Here is a 19,151-nt window from a genome sequence, read left to right as displayed (position 1 = left end):
TGGTGGAGCTACGCGGGATCGAACCGCGGACCTCTTGCATGCCATGCAAGCGCTCTCCCAGCTGAGCTATAACCCCAACTCACCTCGGCGCTGACGAAGTTATCTCCGGCAACGGAGGCGCATGATAGGCATCACCCGCTTTGCTGTCAACCCTAAAATAACCACGACTGATTCGTTTAGTCAAAATTGCAGCAGTTCGCTGTTTTTACCAGCAAGACGCGTGCTATCTCTCTGTTTTATGTCACAAATCGGCTCAAGCACCTATAAAGGAGAGGCCGTGCAGCAAGCCTCTTTCCCCGTGCAACGCTCCCGCTCTCAGACCTCTCTATGCTGGCTGGTAATCAGCTTCTCCCCCGTCACCTCGGGAAAGCCTTTCCATAAAGGGCATTGCATTTGAAAACCCTTTCCATGATTTTTGTAAATTTACAACACAGAAAGTTGATCTGGCTCACAAATGACCATAGGATCAAACCGTGACCCAGGTCACACACCATAACCATAAATGACAGAGCGATGAGGTAAACCATGTTTGAGAATCTGGCAGTCCTGTTCCACCTGCGCGGTGCAACCACCAAGAACGGCGTTGTAGAGAAAGATGCCTATGCCCCCTCCACCCGTGAATACTACTTCCGCTACGGCAAATAATTGCTGAAAGCCTTTCACGAAAAATGTAATAAAAAAACAACACACATCATCACACAGCCCTCTCGAGGCGCTGTCCTGTCCGGGCCAGATGTTCCACGGCCAAACCTGAACTCCACCAAACAAGAATGGGGCCCGCAGGCCCCATCTTTTATTGCTCCGGATTGTCATTGCACCAGATAGTGCGCTGGCTTGTCGGCAAGCCTTGTAACCCTGAAACGGCTCAGAGCTTGATCCAGGCATCGGCCCAGGCCGTACCCTTGCCCGGCTCATAGGCCCAGGCGGCACCGGCACACCAGCCAGTATAGGGGTGCGGTTTGCACTCGTAGCTGGCACCGCCATTGCTGACCCGCTCGCCTGCCTTGTAGGGAGTCCCCTCTTTATAGGCCGGATAGTCAGGCGGCGTTACGCCCCCCTCCTCTCCTTTCACCAGCAGGCTATGGGTGGTGCTGCGGCTCAGATTACCTTCATCTGTGACCGTCAGTTTGAGCTCCAGCTTGGTATCGCTGGCCGGCTTGGGCAGAGTCAACTCCAGCGTCACCTGATCCAGTGCCGGGGCTGAAGCACCAGCCGGAATAGTCCAGGCATAGGAGAGCGGCTTGCCTTCCGGATCGCTGGAGTGCTGACCAGAGAGCGTTACCTTGCTGCCACCTTCGGCCTGCGCCGGGCCGGTGATATTGGCCACCGGTGGCAGGTTGGTGCCACCGCCGTTATCCTCGATCACCACCTCCGGATAGAAGTGCTGAACGCAGCGGCTGTAATCCCCTGCCTTGAAGGCGCTGAAGCGGGTCTGGTAGCCCACCAGCTTGCACGCATAGCTCTTGCCGCCGTTGGGGTTCTCTGCCACATAGCTCCAGTCCTGCTCCCAATAGATGGGCAAGGCACCGGCGCCCTTGTCGTCAAACACCTTCATATTCTTGCAACCCAGCACTTCGTCGGATGGCACCGCCACTCCGAGGTAGTTGGCAAACTCGCGGTAGTAGTTGATGCGATTCTGGGACTGGGCGTGCTCGACCGGACCGCCGCACTCCACCCCACCGTTGATGATCTGGGTAGTGACCCCGAAGCCCGGCACCAGACCGTTCTGCTTGTCATGGTCATTCGGCTGCCAGGTGCCATCGATGACATGGAGCATGGAGGGCTTGGGCGGCTGCGGATAGGTATAGAAGAACACCGCACTGGCGAGGTTCAGCCAGGTGTCGGCCACCAGATCGGGGCGGTCGAGCAGGGTGCGCACCGTGCCGAACATCGCCTCGGAGAAGGGGCCGTAGTTGTAGTTGTAGGAGAGCTGTTTGGCGCCGCGACCAAAGTAGCTCTTGAACTCGCCATTGTCGAACGTACCGCACGGCCACTGCTGACCCTGCCACACATCGGAACGGCACTCGGCGTTGTAACCGCCGCGCATGGTCTCATTCCATCCCATCTCGCGTACATAGACCAGCGCCTGACGCCACTCGGCCTCCGGGCGCCAGTTTTCATGGCCGCCTGTCTCCTGGGCGAAGTGGGCGAACATGGTTGCCAACGTCTTGCGGCAGATAGCATCGGCATCGCGGCCATCACTGTAGTCGCTGCACAGGGCTGGGAACTTGGCCGCCGCCTGCAACAGGCCGCGATAGGTGTACTCGGGGGCGCGCAGCGGGAAGAGGTAGTTGAACTGACCCTCGCTCAGCAGGCTTTCGACCCGCTTGACGTTGCCCGGGTTGTCGGCACGGCCCGGCTGCACCGCCTCGACCACCAGATTGTCACGGGTAGCGATGGAAGCCTTGACCGCTTCCATCGCCGGGAAGTCGGTCAGCGCCTTCTCTTTGGCATCCAGCTCGGCCTGGCTCATATAGACGGGGGTGGTGCTGCCATCCGGCGGGGTTGGCGTCGGCGGATTGGGCTTGTCATCGCCGCCGGTATCCGGCGGGGTCACTTCCCCTTCGCCAACAAGCTTCCACGGGGTATCCCACTCATTGGCGGCCGCCATGCCCGGAGTCTGCCCCGGGTTGACCCACCACTTGGCCTCAAAAACCTGGCCGTTGTAATTGACCTGGCTGCCGCCCGGATAGGATTTGTTGATGTCGTATGCCTCGGCCGCCCACAGGTGGCCGCTCAGCATCATGCTGGCAAGCAGAAGGGTGATGCGGTTTTTTTTCATTATTGTTGCTCTCTATGGTTTTGTGGCAAAAGGCAGAACCCGCCTGAACAGGCTCCGCCATCTTCATCATGGACTCAACCTAAGGGCAGCTTGCCGCCCCGACATCCAGCCAGACATCGTGCTTGCCCGGCTCGTTGCCTTGAGTCCACCACTTGGCCTTCCACTGACGGCCGTTGTGGTTGGTCAGCTCCCCGCCGTTGTAGGCAACGGTCGCGCTCCAGCCCAGCTCAACCTGACTCGCCAGCGCCCACTGATCGGCGGCGCGGCCCGGTTCATTGCCCTGAGTCCAATACTTGGCACGCCATACCAGCTGGTTGTGGCTCACCTTGTCACCGCCGTTGTAGACCTTGCTGGCCTGCCATGCGGGAACGTTGGCCGCTTCCGGATCTGTGGTGTTGCAAGAGCCGTCGACCACGGGCGCCAGCGTCAGCACGACGCGCCCTTCGCTCTGATGTACCCCGTCCGAGACGCTCACACTCAGCTCATGCTGCTCACTAGTGGTGACAGCCGGCGGTAGCAGACGCAGGCTGGCACTGGTCTCGCCTTCTACCTGCCAGCCCGTCGGGAAGTGCCAGCGGTAGCTGAGCGCATCGCCCTCGGGATCGCTCGCCTCGGCAGTGATGGTCAGCCACTCACCGCCGACGCTGCCAAGCTGCGCCGGTACGGTCACTACCGGAGGCTGGTTCTCAACCACGCCCTGCTCCAGCGGCCGCCCGTTGACGGTAAAGGAGAGTGTCTGCTGCGGTGGCAACAAGCTCTGCTGTACCAGTGTCTGGCCACGGCACTGGATAGTGGCGCGACCGGGCTCGCTGGCGGTGGGCAGGTTGATGTGGAACTTGTTCATGACACTGCTGGATGCTCTGTGATTGGCCAGCCTGAAGCGCTGCAGACCATCGCGGGTCTCCACCTGCAACTGGCAGTCATTGCCGGACAGGGTGTTGCTGTCATCCGGATAGGTGAAGCCGTAAGCGCCGTGCAGAGCCGGATAGATGTAGCTGCGCAGGGCTCCTTGCGGATCGTAATAGCCTACCAGGGTGGTCACCGGCACGCCGAACTGCTCGGGCTTGCGCGCAACCTTGGTATCGATGGGGGAGACCTCCACCCAGCTCTGGCCATCCGAGGTGAAGCTCTTCTTGAAGCCCCGGTTCACCACAATTTCCTTGCCGTTAATAAAGAGGCGACTGTTGTAACCGGCCCCGTGATCGATGGTCAGACTGCGCCCACGGTTGTCCGCAGAGGCAATCGGCACCCGGATATCACGAGTCCAGCGACCGTCCCACATGGCGACCCTGACCAAGCCGTAATCCGCCAGCAGGGCACTCAGTCCGGCCTCGCTCAGGGCATCCATGGGGGCATCGACCTTCTCGATCCCCTCGATTGTGTGCTGATAGGGCTCCATCCTGGCCGTCGCACTGTTCCACTTGCTAAAGCCGGTGGCCGAGTTGGCATCGAACACCGCCTTGCTCTCCAGGAAGCGCTGGATGATGGCGGCCGAATTGGGGGTATAGAGGGTGAAACGGTTGGCGCCAGAGAGGGGGCTGCCGCCCGCCATCGCATCGTAGCCAAACTTGCGGCCATCGAACGGTGGCTGGCACTGGCCATCCAGACAGGCATCCTCATTGGTGCGGGTCGGCGAGAAGTTGGGGATGAAACGGTGTTTGTCACTGTCCCAGCCCCAGCTGGAGTTGAGCTGATCGGCACTGCGATGAACCGAGCCACGGAAGCCATCCACATAGTGGCCAAGGCCGAAGTTATGGCCCACTTCGTGGCTGAACTCGTTGCCCAGCGAATCATCCAGTGTGACGATGCCACCGCCACCTGACCCACCGTGCACCTGAACCCCATTGGCATATTTGCCGCGGCTGTTGTGCGCCGTCAGCTGGGCCACCACAAAGGGATGGCTCCCCTCCCCTTCACCGGCACTGCTGTTGATGCCGTAGTTGGCATTGTCGATACCGTGGGAGATAAGCTCCTTGCCGATGCGCTGGCGCATGGTGCCGCCATGCCAACCCCCCTCGCTCGGGTCAAAGTCGGTCAGCAATGTGCCGTTGGGCAGCATCACCTCAGGCAGGGAGAGCGGTGCATACTGACTGACAATCATCCGGCTGGCCGGAATGGTCTGGAAGTATTCGCGATGGGCCTCCTTGTCATTGGCAAAGGCAAAGCGCTCCCGTGGTGTGGTGAGCATGCCGATGTCAATGGTGTGCAACAGCAGCTCGCCGGGGGCGCCGACCTTGATGTCACGCAGTTCACCACTGAGATTGCCCTGACGAACGGAGAGGTTCAGTCCGGGCAGGATCCACTCTGCGGGCAGCTCGCCACTCCAGGTATCCGGGGCATAGGTGATGCGGTTGTTCTCCAGCTCCCCCTCACGGAACCACTGCCCCTTGGCAAACTTGAACTGCAGGGTCTGGCCACGGGAGACGGTCACCTGTCGCTCGCCATAGAAAGCAGTCGAGTTATAACCAGCGCTGGAGCGGATCCGCACCATCTTGCCCTCCAGCTCCGGGCTCACGGGCAGGTAGATATCCCGAACCCAGCGGCCGTCGGCGGTCTGGATCTCCACCAGCGCACGCCCAGTCAGCCGCTCCTTGAGGAAGGCGCCGCTCTTGTCGCTCAGTTTGGCCAAATCAGCACTGCTGCTGATGATGGCAGTGCTGCCGCTCTCCGGGACGAAGCTCACTCCGCCTTCGGGAACCCCCGCGAGATGGTAGACCGTCTCGGGCAGCGCCGATGGCGGTGACAAGGTCAGGGTGCCAAGCAGCTTGCCGCTGCCGTCACGGACCTCCACCGTCATGGGGGTCACCCCGTTGGCCTGGAGCGGTTGCACCAGCAGCAGGCTCTTGCGCAGGCTGGTCAGGATGGGTTGGCGATCCCCCTCCTTGGGATGGGAAGGCAGGATCTGGCTCTGGGCAAACTGCACGCTGGCACCCAGGCTACCCGCCAGATCGCTTTGCGGGGTCGTGTCATTGAATATCAGGGGCGAGGTGGTGGCAGACAGGGGGCCAGCCGCTAGGGTTGCCATGATGAGGGCAGCGATTCGGGTCACATTTGTGGTCATTGTCGGGTTCTCGTTCATATTGCTACCGGGAATGAGGGGCATGTCGCCATGCCCCGTCATCGGTGAGGAGGCCTCAGTTACAGCTTGCTGCCCCGATATCCAGCCAGACATCGTGCTTGCCCGGCTCATTGCCCTGAGTCCACCACTTGGCCTTCCACTGACGGCCGTTGTGGTTGGTGAGATCCCCGCCGTTGTAGGCAACGGCAGCGTTCCAACCCAGATCAACCTGACTCACCAGCGCCCACTGATCGGCGGCGCGGCTCGGCTCATTACCCTGAGTCCAGTACTTGGCCTGCCATACCAGCTGGTTGTGGCTCACCTTGTCACCGCCGTTGTAGACCTTGCTGGCCTGCCATGCGGGAACGTTGGCCGCTTCCGGGTCGGTGGTGTTGCAAGAGCCCCCCTCACCGCCTTCGTTGACTAGCGTGACGGTGAGACGGGTGGCCGCGTTGGCATCGAGTGCGCCATCGGAGACGGTCACAGAGAGGTCATAACCGGTTTCAACATCCACCGCCGGGCCGGTGACCACCAGGGTGGCGCTGTTCTGGCCGGTCGCCGTGATACCGGCAGGCACTTGCCATTGATAGATCAGCTCGTCGTCGTTGGGGTCGGATGCCTTGGCAGTGATGGTCACCTGCTTGCCCTCTTCCACCTTGACGCTGGCAGGCAAAGTCACCACCGGAGGCAGGTTGGGCTGCGGCGCCTTGTTGGTCACCACCACCTGATCCCTGGCGGTCAGTTGATGGTCATCGGTCACCGTCAGCTCGAACACCAGATTGATGTCGGCGGACACTGCATCGAGTACAACCCGGGCCTTGGCCTGAGTGGCATCAAGTAGAGCGGCCTGCGGGCCGGAGACCTGCTTCCAGCTATAGGTGAGGGTGCCATTTTCCGGGTCGTGAGACGCGGAGCCGTTCAACGTCACCTCGGTCGGGCCGGTGACACTCAGATCGCTGCCCGCATTGGCAACCGGCGGCTTGTTGGCTGGCGGAGTGACCCCTTCGCCGTGACCGAGACCTTCATGCATGGCGTTGAGGATGTCGCCATTGTCGGCATCGATCTCCCAGGAGAAGAGCCCGCCCAGCTTGTTGGCCAGCACGTATTGGCCTTTCGCCTTGACCGAGCGCTCGTCGTCATAGGTGATCAGCTCGCCGGTGGAGGGCTTGAACAGGGTCGCCGCTTCGGCAGTCTCGTCGTAGTTGTACTCCCAGCCTGCGCCCATATGGCTGTTAACGATGTGGCGATAATCCAGCACGCCATCTTCCCAGGTGCCCTTGATCTTTCCGGTGGCGGTGCCGGTGAAAGGATCGTTGCCCTGATAGCCGCTCACCCCTTTCCAGCCGCGACCGTAGGCGGCGGCACCGATCACCAGCTTCCCGGAGTCGACCCCCTGCGCTAGCAGTTGCTGCACCGCTGCATCAGTGTTGTAGCGCTTGTTGGCCGAGCCGTTGGTAGCCTGATAGAGGTTGGCCTGATGACCCAGGGAGGTATTGCTCCAGGCACCGTTGTAGTCGTAACTCATCACGAAGAGGTGGTCCATGTACTGCTGGGCAGCCTTGTAATCCACATCCTCAATCTTGTCGTAACCGGCACCGATGGCGGAGGTGAGCTGATAGGTGCGACCGGTCTCGGCCTCCAGCTCGTCGAGCATGGCGCGCAGATCCTTCATGATCAGCACATAGGTTTCACCATCTTTGGTCTTGTCCCCCAGATTGGGGTTGGCACCGTCGCCGCCCGGGAACTCATAGTCGATATCGACACCGTCGAAGAACTTCCAGGTCTGCAGGAACTCCTTGACCGAGGCGACGAACACGTCACGCTTGGCCTTGTCATGCATGAAGAAGAAGGGGTCGGAAAGGGTCCAGCCACCGACGGAGGGGAGGATCTTCAGGTCCGGATAAGCCTGCTTGAGAGCCATCAGATTGCCGAAGTTGCCCTTGTAGGGCTCATCCCAGGCGACCAGTGACCCCTGCCCTTTTTGCAGCGCAGCCCAGGGATCGTGAATGGCGACCTGGAAATCCTTGCGCCCGGCACAGGCACGTTGCAGCGCCTGGAAGCTGCCGGCAATCTCTTTGAGGCTGTCGTTGAGGCCATCACCGCCACAGATCGGGGTGAAGCCATAGAGGATATGGGTCAGGTTCTGGGCTGGCAGCTTGTCCACGGTGAAGTTGCGATCATAGACCCCCCACTCCACATAGTAGGTGCCGACCACCTTGCCGGATTTGTTGACGTAAGGCTTGTTGTGCTCCTGCAGGGCTGGCTTGAGCGGTGCGAGGTGGCTGCCATCAGTATCGGCGACCACGATCTCCTTGGCATCAGACAGGGTGCAGCCATCGCCGTTGCACAGCGCGACCTGCATCTGATAGCGGCCCCCCTTGTGCACCTTGAAGGTGGCGGTACCCGCGGCGGAAGAGGGACCGGACCAGACTTCCTTGCCATCCAGAAGCACCTTGGCACTCTGGCCGATATCGCCGTTCCAGAGATTCCAGGTGACGGTCACATCGGCGCCATCCTTCACCTTGACCAGCTCGTTATAAGCGGTCGCGGACTGGTTGACTTCGACGATGGCAAACTTGGTGGGGCCCCAACCGATGGCGGGTTTGCCGGGAGCTGCCGCATAAGCGGCGGAGGAGGCGAGCAGGGTGCCGACCATCATAGCCAGCAGTGAAGGTTTTGGACTTAGCATATTGCTTTCCTTTTCGTTATTGGAAAAACGAAAGGGCAACGCAACACGACAGGTGACACAAAAACGGCCACCCCTTGGCAAAGGCAGCCTGCATACTACTGTGGTGGCCCCGCTATCCTAGGTCGTCTTGACCCTTAGACCGGAAGCTTTGCGTCCCGACTTTTCAATCGGTTTGCCCTTGTCACAACGTTATTTCTGGCGATAAATAATCGCCGATTGACTGTAGGGTAATTCTGATAAGTAAGCAAATCGGACCATTGCCAGCCCACCAGTTACCAACCCCGACAATTACCCACTTTCAAGAAATTAATGTTTAAAAAACAGCCGGATATGCAGACCTAATCTCATCACCTCCAACCAGATACCTCACACCATTTTTTTGATCTGCATCACACCAAATTGAGAAAAATCAATGAGTAAGAACAATATGCGACAAAAGACCCATCTGTATCGCAACTAATGAATTTATAATCGCCGCTTTGCATGGCCAGCAGGTGTCTTCATGCCCAGCGAATTGCCCTCACGCACCCGGTTATCCAGATACGACAAATTTGTTCGTTTGACGATTTATGCCTTGCCACTGGCCGGAATGGTCTGGCTTATTAACAGCCTCAATGGCTGGCAAAGGGCAACGTGCGGCACAGATGCCAGCTATCGGGGAGAGCATTAATCACTAGCTCGGAAGGGCTGCTTTGCAGGCACAAAAGAGAATCTGGGTGGGGAAACCGGTTGGCAGACCCGCCAGAATGTGGCGAAGCGGGGAGAAAAAACGGGGCATGACTGGCATGCCCCGCCACCATTCAATGCTTATTTACAACTGGCGGCTCCCACATCCTGCCAGACGTCGTGTTTGCCGGGCTCATTGCCCTTGGTCCAGTACTGCGCCTTCCACTGACGACCGTTATGGGTGGTGAGCTCGCCACCGTTGTAGGCCACATTGGTATCCCAACCCAGTTGCACCTTGCTCACCAGCAACCACTGATCCGCGGTGCGGCTAGGCTCGTTGCCCTGGGTCCAGTACTTGGCCTGCCACACCAGTTGGTTATGGCTCACCTTGTCGCCGCTGTTATAGGTGCTTGCCGCTTTCCAGACTGGCCAATTGACCGCATCCGGATCGGTCGCCGTGCAACCACCGCTGCTGCTGGCCGGCTTGACCGTCAGACGGGTTGCCGCACTGGCATCCAGTCCGCCGTCGGAGACGGTGACGCTCAGGTCATAGCCGGTGTCGCTGGTGACGCTCGGGCCAGTCACCACCAGGGTGGCGCTGCTCTGACCCGTTGCGGTGATGCCTGCCGGCACACTCCACTGATAAGTGAGTGGATCACCGTTCGGATCGGAGGCGGTCGCCTTGATGGTCACCTGCTTGCCCGCCTCCACAGAGGCCGTGGCAGGTAGACTCACCACAGGCGCCAGATTGGCCTGCGGCGCCTTGTTGGTCACCACCACCTGATCCTTGGCACTCAACTGCTGATCATCGGTCACCGTCAGCTCGAACACCAGATTGATGTCGGCGGACACGGCATCGAGTACAACACGGGCCTTGGCCTGAGTGGCATCGAGCAGGGCAGCCTGCGGCCCGGAGATCTGCTTCCAGCTATAGGTGAGGGCGCTGTTTTCCGGATCGTGGGAGGCTGAACCATCCAGCGTCACCTCGGTCGGGCCGGTCACCTTGAGGTCACTGCCCGCGTTGGCCAGCGGCGGCTTGTTGATAGGTGGAGTCGTCCCCTCGCCATGGCCCAGCCCTTCATGCATGGCGTTGAGGATGTCGCCGTTGTCGGCATCGATCTCCCAGGAGAAGAGGCCACCGAGCTTGTTGGCCAGCACATACTGCCCCTTGGCCTTGACCGAGCGCTCGTTGTCATAGGTGATGAGATCGCCGGTCGCCGCCTTGAACAGATAGGGCGCCTCGGCCACCTCGTCGTAGCCCTTCTCCCAGCCAGCCCCCATCCGGTTGTTGACGATGTCGCGGTAATCCACCACCCCGTCCTCCCAGGTGCCTTTCACCTTGCCGGTCGCCTTGCCGGTGAAGGGGTTGTTGCCCTGATAGCCGCTCACGCCAGTCCAGCCACGGCCATACATGGCGGCACCGACCACCAGCTTGCCGGGGTCAACCCCCTGCGCCAGCAGCTGATTGACCGCCTTGTCGGTGGTGTACTTGGTATCGGGGTCCCAGCTCGCTGCATAGAGGTTGGTCTGGTGACCCAGCTCGGTGTTGCTCCATGCGCCGTTGTAGTCGTAGGTCATCATGAAAATGTGGTCCATGTAGGGCTGGGCCGCCTTGTAGTCCACATCCTGGATCTTGTCGCCCCCCGCTCCAATGGCGGAAGTTAGCTCATACTGGCGACCAGTCTCGGCCTCCAGCTCGTCGAGCATGGCCCGCAGCTCCTTCATCAGGGCCACGTAGGTGGCACCATCACTCGGGCTGCCCAGTTTCGGGTTGGCACCCTGTCCGCCCGGGTACTCCCAGTCGATATCCACACCGTCGAAGAACTTCCAGGTCTGCAGGAACTCTTTCACCGAGCCGACAAACACATCGCGCTTGGTTTTGTCACCGAGGAAGTAGAAGGGATCGGAGAGGGTCCAGCCACCGACCGAGGGGAGGATCTTGAGATTCGGATAGGCCTGCTTGAGCGCCATCAGGGCGCCAAAGTTGCCCTTGTAGGGCTCATCATGGGCGGTGAGGTTGCCTTGCGGCATCTGGATGGCGGCCCAAGGATCGTGCATCGCCACCTTGAAGTCGGCCCGGCCGGCACACGCCCGTTGCAGTGCCTGGAAGCTCCCTTCGATCTCCTTGAGGCTGTCGTTGAGGCCATCCCCACCGCAGATGGGGGTGAAACCATAGAGGATATGGGTCAGGTTCTGGGCCGGGATCTTGTCCACTGTGAACTTGCGGCCATAGACTCCCCACTCCACATAGTAAGTCCCTACAACCTTGCCGGACTTGTTGGCGTAGGGCTTGTTGTTCTCCTGCAGCGGAGCCTTGAGTGGCGCCAGATGGCTGCCATCGGTATCGGCGACCACGATCTCCTTGGCATCAGAGAGGGTACAGCCATCGGCGTTGCACAGCGCCACCTGCATCTGGTAGCGCCCCCCTTTCTTCACCTTGAATTTGGCGCTGCCCGCTGCGGTGGAGGGGCCGGACCACACCTCCTGACCATTGAGCAATACCTTGGCACTCTGGCCCAGATCGCCGCTCCAGAGGTTCCAGTTCACCTCCACATCGGCGGCATCCTTCACCTTGACCAGATTGTTGTAAGAGGTTGCCGCCTGATCGACTTCCACAATGGCAAATTTGGTGGGACCCCAGCCGATGGTGGGTTTGCTCGGAGCGGCCGCATAAACGCCGGATGAGGCAAGCAGGGAGCCGACCATCATGGCCAGCAATGTGGGTTTTGGACTTAGCATATTGTTTTCCTTTACGTTATGGACAAACGAAAGGGCGACACAACACGACAGACAGCACAAACACGACTACCCCTTGGCAAAGGCAGTCAACATAACACTGTGGTGGCCCCGCTATCCCAGATCAACAGCGCCTTTAGACCGGAGGCTTTGCGTCCCGACTTTTCAATCGGTTTGCCCTTGTCACAACTTTATTTTCGGCGATAACTAATCGCAAATTAACTCTATGGCAATTTATATAACTACGCAAACAAGACTATTATCCTCCCCTGCTAGCCATACCTGCCGCTTGGTCGCTGCATCATGCGTCACCTTTAAAATAGAAGGGAAAACTCAGTCGAAACAAGCAAATAAATAATTGATAAATAAACCCTTTTAAATCGAGCACAGATAAATAAGAAAAAGATCAACATCTGATAGCAGAGCACAACAAGAGATAGTCCCGCCCGAACTGCTGCAGCAAAATTTAAAGTTAATTAATTGCATAAAAAATCAAACCCCGCCCACACCATCACCTCCCTCCTGCCATCCTTGGTGATCCAGACTCAACGAATTTGTTTATCTGACCTGCCGAGATAACAAACACACAATCCGGTCATAATGTAAGCAACTGGATAGACAGACATACGCAGTTGTTTATTTTTATTGGCATTTTTATATAATGCGCGCACGTCCCAGTGGCACAGCTGGATAGCGCGCGCCCCTCCTAAGGGCGAGGTCGCAGGTTCGAATCCTGCCTGGGACGCCACCAATCCCCCTTTCGCATTCACTCATCTCGTTGACGATGGGGACAGCGTCTAGCAGCACTCTGCTTGCGCCATCAAAATTTTCACCGAGTCACAAGCAACTGTATTCGTACGGCATTCGGCATATGCCCTCTCTCTGATAGACTGCTTCTCTTTGGCTGAGCCTTCGAGCAAAGCCAGCTGCTTCATCTTGCAAAGGAGTGTTGGATGTCCGGTTGTTCCTCGTGGGATAGATCCACCGGTTTTGCCTTGCTGACCATTGTGCTGTGGGCCTCGCTGGCGGCGCTGACGTCACGAGTCACCAGCGTGTCACCGCTGGTACTGGTCGGGCTGGTGCTGTTTTTCTGCGGGGTCGGGGCCTTGCCGTTCTGGCGCCAATGGCGTGCTCGTCCGATTACCTGGCTGGTGACGGTTGCGGCATTGCTGCTCTACCATCTGCTGCTCTTTATGAGCTTTCGTCATGCCCCGGTGCTGGAAGCAAACCTCATCAACTACCTCTGGCCGCTCTGCATCATTCTGTTCACCCCGCTGTTGTTGCCAGGCCATCCACTCCATGCCCGTCACCTGCTGGCTGGCGCCTTTGGTCTCGCGGGCTCCATGCTGGTGATGGTCAATGGCGAGCTGCAACTGCAGCAGGCCTATCTGCCGGGATACCTGCTGGCACTGGGCGCGGCAGTCGTCTGGGGAGCCTACTCGGTATTATCACGCCGTCTGCCGCCAGCCCCCGCCGTGGTCACTGCGGCAGCCTGCCTGCCCGCAGGTTTGCTGGCGCTGCTGCTTGCCCGTCTGCTCGAAGGGCCTCTGCCGCTCGCGCAGCTCCCCACCAGTGACTGGCTCCTCATCATCGGGCTGGCGCTGGGCCCCATGGGGGCGGCCTTCGTTACTTGGTATCTTGCACTGCGAGACGGCGATCCTCGCCGGATCGGGGCGCTTGCCTACCTGACACCGCTGCTGAGCACCTTGCTGCTGGTGTTGCTCAATGGTGAAGCGCTCACCCCGCGCCATCTTCTGGCCGGAGCACTTATTATGGGCGGCGCCCTGCTCGGTATGCTGGGCCAACGTAATAGCGCGCAGGCTTCCTCATCCAGTTAAATCGGCAACATGGGGCCACTTGACCCGCCTTGTCATAAAAGCGCCATCATCCCTGTTTAGGCTCGGGCCATGCTCCCCCATGGTCTGCGCTGACAGGAATAACCCCGTGAAAATCGCCCACTACGCCTCCCTCTCCTCCCTGGTTCTGCTACTGGTCGCGGGAGGACAGGCACTGGCTCTCTACCACGGCTGGCAACAGCTTGCCCGTACCAGTCAAGCCCAGCGCCAGCACGAAACGCTGCAACAACTGGTGACCATTACCCTGCAAAACAGTCTGCGTGACTACCTCAACAGCGGCGATCCGCAGCAACTGACCGCGGCAGAGAAGATCCGCCAGCAAGCGCTCTCCTCGCTGGCCGCTCAGGATGATGCCGTGGCGGCCCCGCTCAAACAGCAACTCGAACAGATGGCGCAGCGCATCGCTCACGACTATCAGGCCGCAGGCAAGCTCTCGGGCAACAGCCAGCTGTTGCTGCAACATGCGGAGAGTGAACTGGGCAGCCAGGCCATGGCACTGATCCGCTATGGGGAGCAAGGCGCCAGCACGGAACAATCTGCTGCGGCACAACAATATCGCCGCGGTGCAGCCGAGATCCTGGCGGGCCTGCCGCGCCTCGCCCATTTGCGCCAAAGCTATATGGAGCAAGGCAATGAGAAGCTGCTCGAAGGGATCCGCTTCGAGCTGGAGGCACTGCAAAAACAGGCGCAAGCGCTGCAAGCCTTGCCGCTGCTCGGTCTGTATGAAGAGGCGCCCGCCGATGAGTTCACTCTGGGGGAGCCGGTGCGAAAGGAGCTGGGGGATCAACCGCGCAGTGAATTACGCTCGTTGCTGGGCCGCTATCCGCAGGAGCTGGCCAACAGCCGCACGGCGCTACAACAGCAACAGGCTGGCCGCCAGACCGTGCAGCAAGACATCATGGCGATGTTGCAAGCGACCAGACAGATGGGGGAACAACTTGCCCGCGAGCGGCAAGCCGTCAATCAGGAGCTGGCCACCATCATCGGCACGCTGGCGCTCTGCCTAGTGGTGGTTGCCCTGCTGTTTTCGCTGGTGCAACGACGCTGGCTGCTCGCCCCCTTGTTGCGACTGCGCGGAGCCTTTCTGCAGCTCGATCAGACGGGGCAGGCCGAGCCGTTGCCTGCCGGGCACGATCGCAACGAGCTGACCGATATTGTTGCCAGCTACAACCGGCTAATCGGTCGCCTGCACCAGGACCAGCAACAAAAAGAGGGACAGCTGTCAGCGGTATCCCTCAGTCTGCAAGGGATGGTCAGTCAGGTTGACGAGATCCACCACAGCACCCGCACTACCGAACAGGTGGTCGACGAGAGCGGCCAGATGATGGATGAGCTGAACCAGCTGGCCGGAGAGGTCCATCAGGTCGCCGCCGACATCGCCCGGCATGCCCACCATAACGAACAGGCGATGAGCCAGAGCGAAGATCTGGTGGGTAGCATGCTGCACGCCACTCATCAGACCGGACTGGCGATTGACGAGAGCGATGAGGCGCTGCAAGCACTCACCCGCTCGGTTGCCGATGTAACGGCCATTGTCGATGTGATCGGTCATATCGCTCAGCAGACCAACTTGCTGGCCCTCAACGCCGCCATCGAGGCGGCTCGCGCAGGGGAACAGGGACGCGGCTTTGCGGTGGTCGCCGATGAAGTGCGCCATCTCTCGGCCAATACCCAGCAGTCCCTCAACCAGATCACCGATATTCTGGGACGTCTGACCCAATCCGGTGAACAGCTTGGTGCCGTGCTGAACCGGATCACCAGCGAGTCAAGCCGCCAGCGGGCGCAGGCTGAACAACTGCGCCAGACCACCCAGGCGGTGCGGGAGATCGCCCGCAACACCGCAGTGATCGCCCTGCAGGGCGCCGACAACGCCAAAAGTCAGGAACACAAGCTGGCCAGTTTTGCCGATTTGATCGCCCGTATTCATCAGCATGCCCGTCAGGTGAGTCAGCTCTCTGTACAGGTCTCATCCCATATCCATCATCAGGCGCAACAGATCCCCCGGATCCTTGGTCAGCAAGGCTGACCCCTATTCGCGCCGCATCCCACCAGATCACTTTCCCTCAACCAGAGGGAAAGTTTTTTTGTAGCACAAAATTATCTGTTACCGGCAGGTTAACTGACCCCTCTTCACCCGTATCGGATGAAAACCCGCGCTGGCGCTGGCTACAGCCTCAAGAAAACGCTCTCATCACCGTGATACCTGCCATGAGGCTGTTTACAACCTTGCCCATGATTATTTGCACTCGGTCATACTTTTGAAATGTTGAGGGAACTTTTCATTGATATTTCGCACCGCGAACGTACTCTTGGAGTTGTCCGGTAGCCAAGAATCGGAACACAAAAAAACAACATGTGATGATCAGGACTGCCAACGACGAGATGTGCCAAGACATCCGGGTTTGCAGGTAACCGAGAGAAGATTTTTTTGCCCTTCGGGGTTTTGATTGCAATGCCAATACCGAGCGGTAGGCCTGATGCCAACTGCCGGAAAAAAGCTAAGTCCATAAAATCAGGAGCAATAAAATGGAAAAAGTGATCTTCAAGCGCGCCGCTTTGAGTGCCGCTGTGGTAGCCGCTCTGGTCGCCCCCGGTATGGCGTTGGCAGCTCAGGATATGATGAGTCCGGATTACGGCCAATCCTATGAAACCTTCGTGAAAGACTCCAAACTGACCGGTGGTCTGTTCTACTTCCAGCGTGATCGTCAGCGCATCGATGGTGACCCGACTGCCGCCAAGAAAGAAGGCAAGTACCAGTCCAACCTGAGCCATGCCACCGTTCAAGCCGCTCTTAACTTCAACTCCGGTTATGCCTGGGACACAGTAGGTCTGGATCTGGGCGGCTTCGGTGCTTATGACCTGGCCGTTACCGAAAATCACCCGGTCAACCAGGAGAACGAATTCTCCTTCGCTGGCCGCACCTGGGGCAACAACGCCAAAGATGGCTCCCCTGAAGGTGGTTTCAGCCTCTCCAACGCAGCGATGAAGCTGAAATTCCTGGACGGCGGCATCACTGCCAAGGGTGGTTATACCCAGCTGTATGTCCCTGGCCAAATCGGTGTTAACTGGTCTTATCAGCCGGGTACCTATCGTGGTGGTCAAGTCGAAGGTAACTTCGGCGGCCTCTACCTGACCTACGCCATCGCTGACGAGTACAAGGCCCCCTGGTACAAAGAGACTCAGGTCTTCTCCCGTGCCAAAGCGTGGATGGATCCGTTCGCTGATGAAAACGTCATCGACTACATCCACGGTATCGCAGCCCGTTACACCTTCGAAAATGGCACTGCTGTGACCGGTTCTTTCGGTCAGTCCGAAGGCTACATGGATAGCTACCACTTCAAACTGGCTCACAAGTTTGACGTACTGGGCGGCCTCTCCACCAGCTACCAATTCTACGGTTCCGAGACCGAGACCTACACCAAGGGCGCTTCCCAGATCGAGACTTATGACGGTCTGGCATGGCAACAAGCTCTGACAGCCGCCTGGGGCATGGGCCCGTACGGCTTCCGTCTGGAAGGTCTGTGGACCAAGGCTGAAGGTGCGGAAGGCAACTACCTGCCTCGCCTGACCCGTGGCTACGCCAACTCCCAGGGCGCCAACGAAATTTGGTGGGATTCCCGCTCCGACTGGAACGCCAACAACGAAAAAGCGCTGTTCTTCGGTGTAACCCGCTCTCTGGATGATCTGGTTGGTGCTCCTGGCTGGTCCGTCGGTGTATCCGGTGCTTACGGTTGGGATATCGAAACCGGTCAAGGCAAGAAAGCAGCCAACGGTGAAGATACCGAATGGGCAGCCAACTTCGATGTCACCTATACCGTGCAGGATGGCAAGCTGAAAGGCACCCTGTTCAAACTGCACTACACCGACTACAACAACGACATCAGCCAGGGCGGCGGTTGGACCGATTACCCCAACATCTTCGCCTCCGAGCACGACGTCAAGTTCCACATCATCATGCCGCTTACCTTCATGTAATCAGGCAAGACGATGTCAGCAAACCGGGCCACTTGGCCCGGTTTTCTTTTTGCCGGTTGGCAGGCTAACATGCGAGCCGGATAAGGGTTTTATCCACTCACCTGCCAGTACGCTTTGTCAACAGTCACAAGGACGCCATCATGCCCCGTTTTGTTCTGATCACCGGTTGTTCCAGCGGTATTGGCCTCGCTGCCGCGCAAGCGCTCGGGCAGCACGGTTTTACCGTGATCGCCTCGGCGCGCAAGGCGGAAGATGTGGCCCGTCTGCAACAACAGGGATTGCTGGCGGTACAACTGGATCTGGCGGACCCAGCTTCCATCGAGCTGGGTGCCAGTGCGGCGCTCCATCTGGCAGGCGGGCGCCTCTATGGCCTGTTCAACAACGGCGCTTATGGCCAACCCGGGGCGCTGGAAGATCTGCCCACCGAGGCGCTCAGGGAACAGTTCAATACCAACCTGTTTGGCTGGCACCATCTGATCCGTCAGGTGCTGCCGCCGATGCTGGAGGCCAAAGAGGGTCGGATAGTACAGAACAGCTCGGTACTGGGGCTGGTTGCCATGAAGTATCGCGGCGCCTACAACGCCAGCAAATTTGCGCTGGAAGGCTATAGTGACACCCTGCGCCTCGAACTGGCGGGCAGCGGGGTACATATCAGCCTGATTGAACCGGGTCCTATCGATACCCGTTTTCGTGCCAATGCCCGCAGCGCCTTCTTGCGCCACATCGATCCGGCCCAGAGCCGTCATCAGTCGGCCTACCGTCAGACCCTGACGCGGCTGGAAAAAGAGGGGGCCACCAGCGGCTTTACCCTCTCCAGCGAAGCCTGCATCCCGCCGCTGTTCCATGCGCTGACCCACGCCCATCCCAAGGCACGCTATCCGGTGACCACTCCGACCCGGCTGTTTGCCTTCTTGCGACGGGTATTGCCCACTCGCTGGCTCGACAAACTGCTGGCCAAATCGGCCTGATCCCGTGATGGGCGGCAAACATCCTGCCGCCCGGATTGGGTTAGCTGTATAGCGGCATCACCAACCTGGTTTTACCCTCTCTTCAATAGTGCTCGCCATTGCTGTAGTAGGCACTCTTGACCAGAGGGATAACCTGCACAACCACATAAGTCTGCTCCCCCAACACCTGCTTCAAATGGCGCGTGATAAGGCGCGCAGCGGCGTCCTGCATCTCTTGTGGCCGCTCGAACCAGTGCAGCTCGACAAACGGAAAACCCGCCTCTGGCTCGCCGTTGCGTATCCAGCAGCTATCAATCTGCTCCATGGTGACAAACTCCGGCTTGCCGCCGGTCAGCTCGCAAAGGTCGGCCAGCAGCGGGCCGCTCACCTGTTGCAGGGTATCGAGCGTCACGGCGCGAAAACGAAGATGGGGCATGGCAAA

General features: G+C 59.1%; 9 protein-coding genes, 2 tRNA genes and 2 riboswitches. Of the genes, 5 read left to right on the top strand and 6 right to left on the bottom strand.

Going from position 1 to position 19,151, the window contains the following annotated elements:
* The 5 genes from G5149_RS20505 to G5149_RS20485 form a co-directional block, all read right to left on the bottom strand.
* Positions 1–76, bottom strand: a tRNA-Ala gene (locus G5149_RS20505).
* 789 nt (positions 77–865) lie between these two features.
* Positions 866–2,782, bottom strand: a complete 1,917-nt coding sequence (locus G5149_RS20500) for a glycoside hydrolase family 19 protein (protein WP_421213548.1) — start codon at positions 2,780–2,782, stop codon at positions 866–868.
* Between the two features lie 79 nt (positions 2,783–2,861).
* Positions 2,862–5,843 carry a M66 family metalloprotease gene (locus tag G5149_RS20495; protein WP_337073523.1) on the bottom strand — a complete coding sequence of 994 codons (2,982 nt, stop codon included), beginning with the start codon at positions 5,841–5,843 and terminating at the stop codon, positions 2,862–2,864.
* A gap of 73 nt (positions 5,844–5,916) precedes the next feature.
* Positions 5,917–8,529: a glycosyl hydrolase family 18 protein gene (locus G5149_RS20490; RefSeq protein WP_421213546.1), complete on the bottom strand. Its 2,613-nt coding sequence runs from the start codon at positions 8,527–8,529 to the stop codon at positions 5,917–5,919.
* 99 nt (positions 8,530–8,628) lie between these two features.
* A riboswitch (cyclic di-GMP riboswitch) is annotated at positions 8,629–8,716 on the bottom strand.
* A gap of 620 nt (positions 8,717–9,336) precedes the next feature.
* Positions 9,337–11,934, bottom strand: a complete 2,598-nt coding sequence (locus G5149_RS20485) for a glycosyl hydrolase family 18 protein (RefSeq protein ID WP_421213544.1) — start codon at positions 11,932–11,934, stop codon at positions 9,337–9,339.
* 98 nt (positions 11,935–12,032) lie between these two features.
* Positions 12,033–12,120, bottom strand: a riboswitch (cyclic di-GMP riboswitch).
* Between the two features lie 482 nt (positions 12,121–12,602).
* Between G5149_RS20485 and G5149_RS20480 the strand changes: the two genes are divergently transcribed.
* From G5149_RS20480 to G5149_RS20460, 5 genes are all read left to right on the top strand, one after another.
* A tRNA-Arg gene (locus tag G5149_RS20480) sits at positions 12,603–12,679 on the top strand.
* 205 nt (positions 12,680–12,884) lie between these two features.
* On the top strand, positions 12,885–13,769 hold the full coding sequence (locus G5149_RS20475; protein ID WP_421213542.1) for a DMT family transporter: 885 nt from the start codon (positions 12,885–12,887) through the stop codon (positions 13,767–13,769).
* Between the two features lie 106 nt (positions 13,770–13,875).
* Positions 13,876–15,813, top strand: a complete 1,938-nt coding sequence (locus tag G5149_RS20470; protein WP_337073525.1) for a methyl-accepting chemotaxis protein — start codon at positions 13,876–13,878, stop codon at positions 15,811–15,813.
* Between the two features lie 500 nt (positions 15,814–16,313).
* Positions 16,314–17,762: an OprD family outer membrane porin gene (locus tag G5149_RS20465; protein WP_005343605.1), complete on the top strand. Its 1,449-nt coding sequence runs from the start codon at positions 16,314–16,316 to the stop codon at positions 17,760–17,762.
* Between the two features lie 140 nt (positions 17,763–17,902).
* Positions 17,903–18,730, top strand: coding sequence for an SDR family oxidoreductase (locus tag G5149_RS20460; protein WP_421213539.1), 828 nt, complete (start codon positions 17,903–17,905; stop codon positions 18,728–18,730).
* Positions 18,731–18,812: 82 nt separating this feature from the next.
* Here the strand turns inward: G5149_RS20460 and G5149_RS20455 are convergent, their stop codons facing one another.
* Entirely contained in the window at positions 18,813–19,145 is a 333-nt protein-coding gene (locus G5149_RS20455) for a DUF1904 family protein (protein ID WP_421213537.1), read from the bottom strand.
* Positions 19,146–19,151 lie beyond the last annotated feature (6 nt).

The organism is Aeromonas sp. 600479 (genome assembly GCF_049175515.1).
Lineage (GTDB): Bacteria > Pseudomonadota > Gammaproteobacteria > Enterobacterales > Aeromonadaceae > Aeromonas > Aeromonas veronii_A.
The sequence above is the reverse complement of the archived record's forward strand: the minus strand, read 5'-3'. Positions and strand labels throughout refer to the sequence as shown.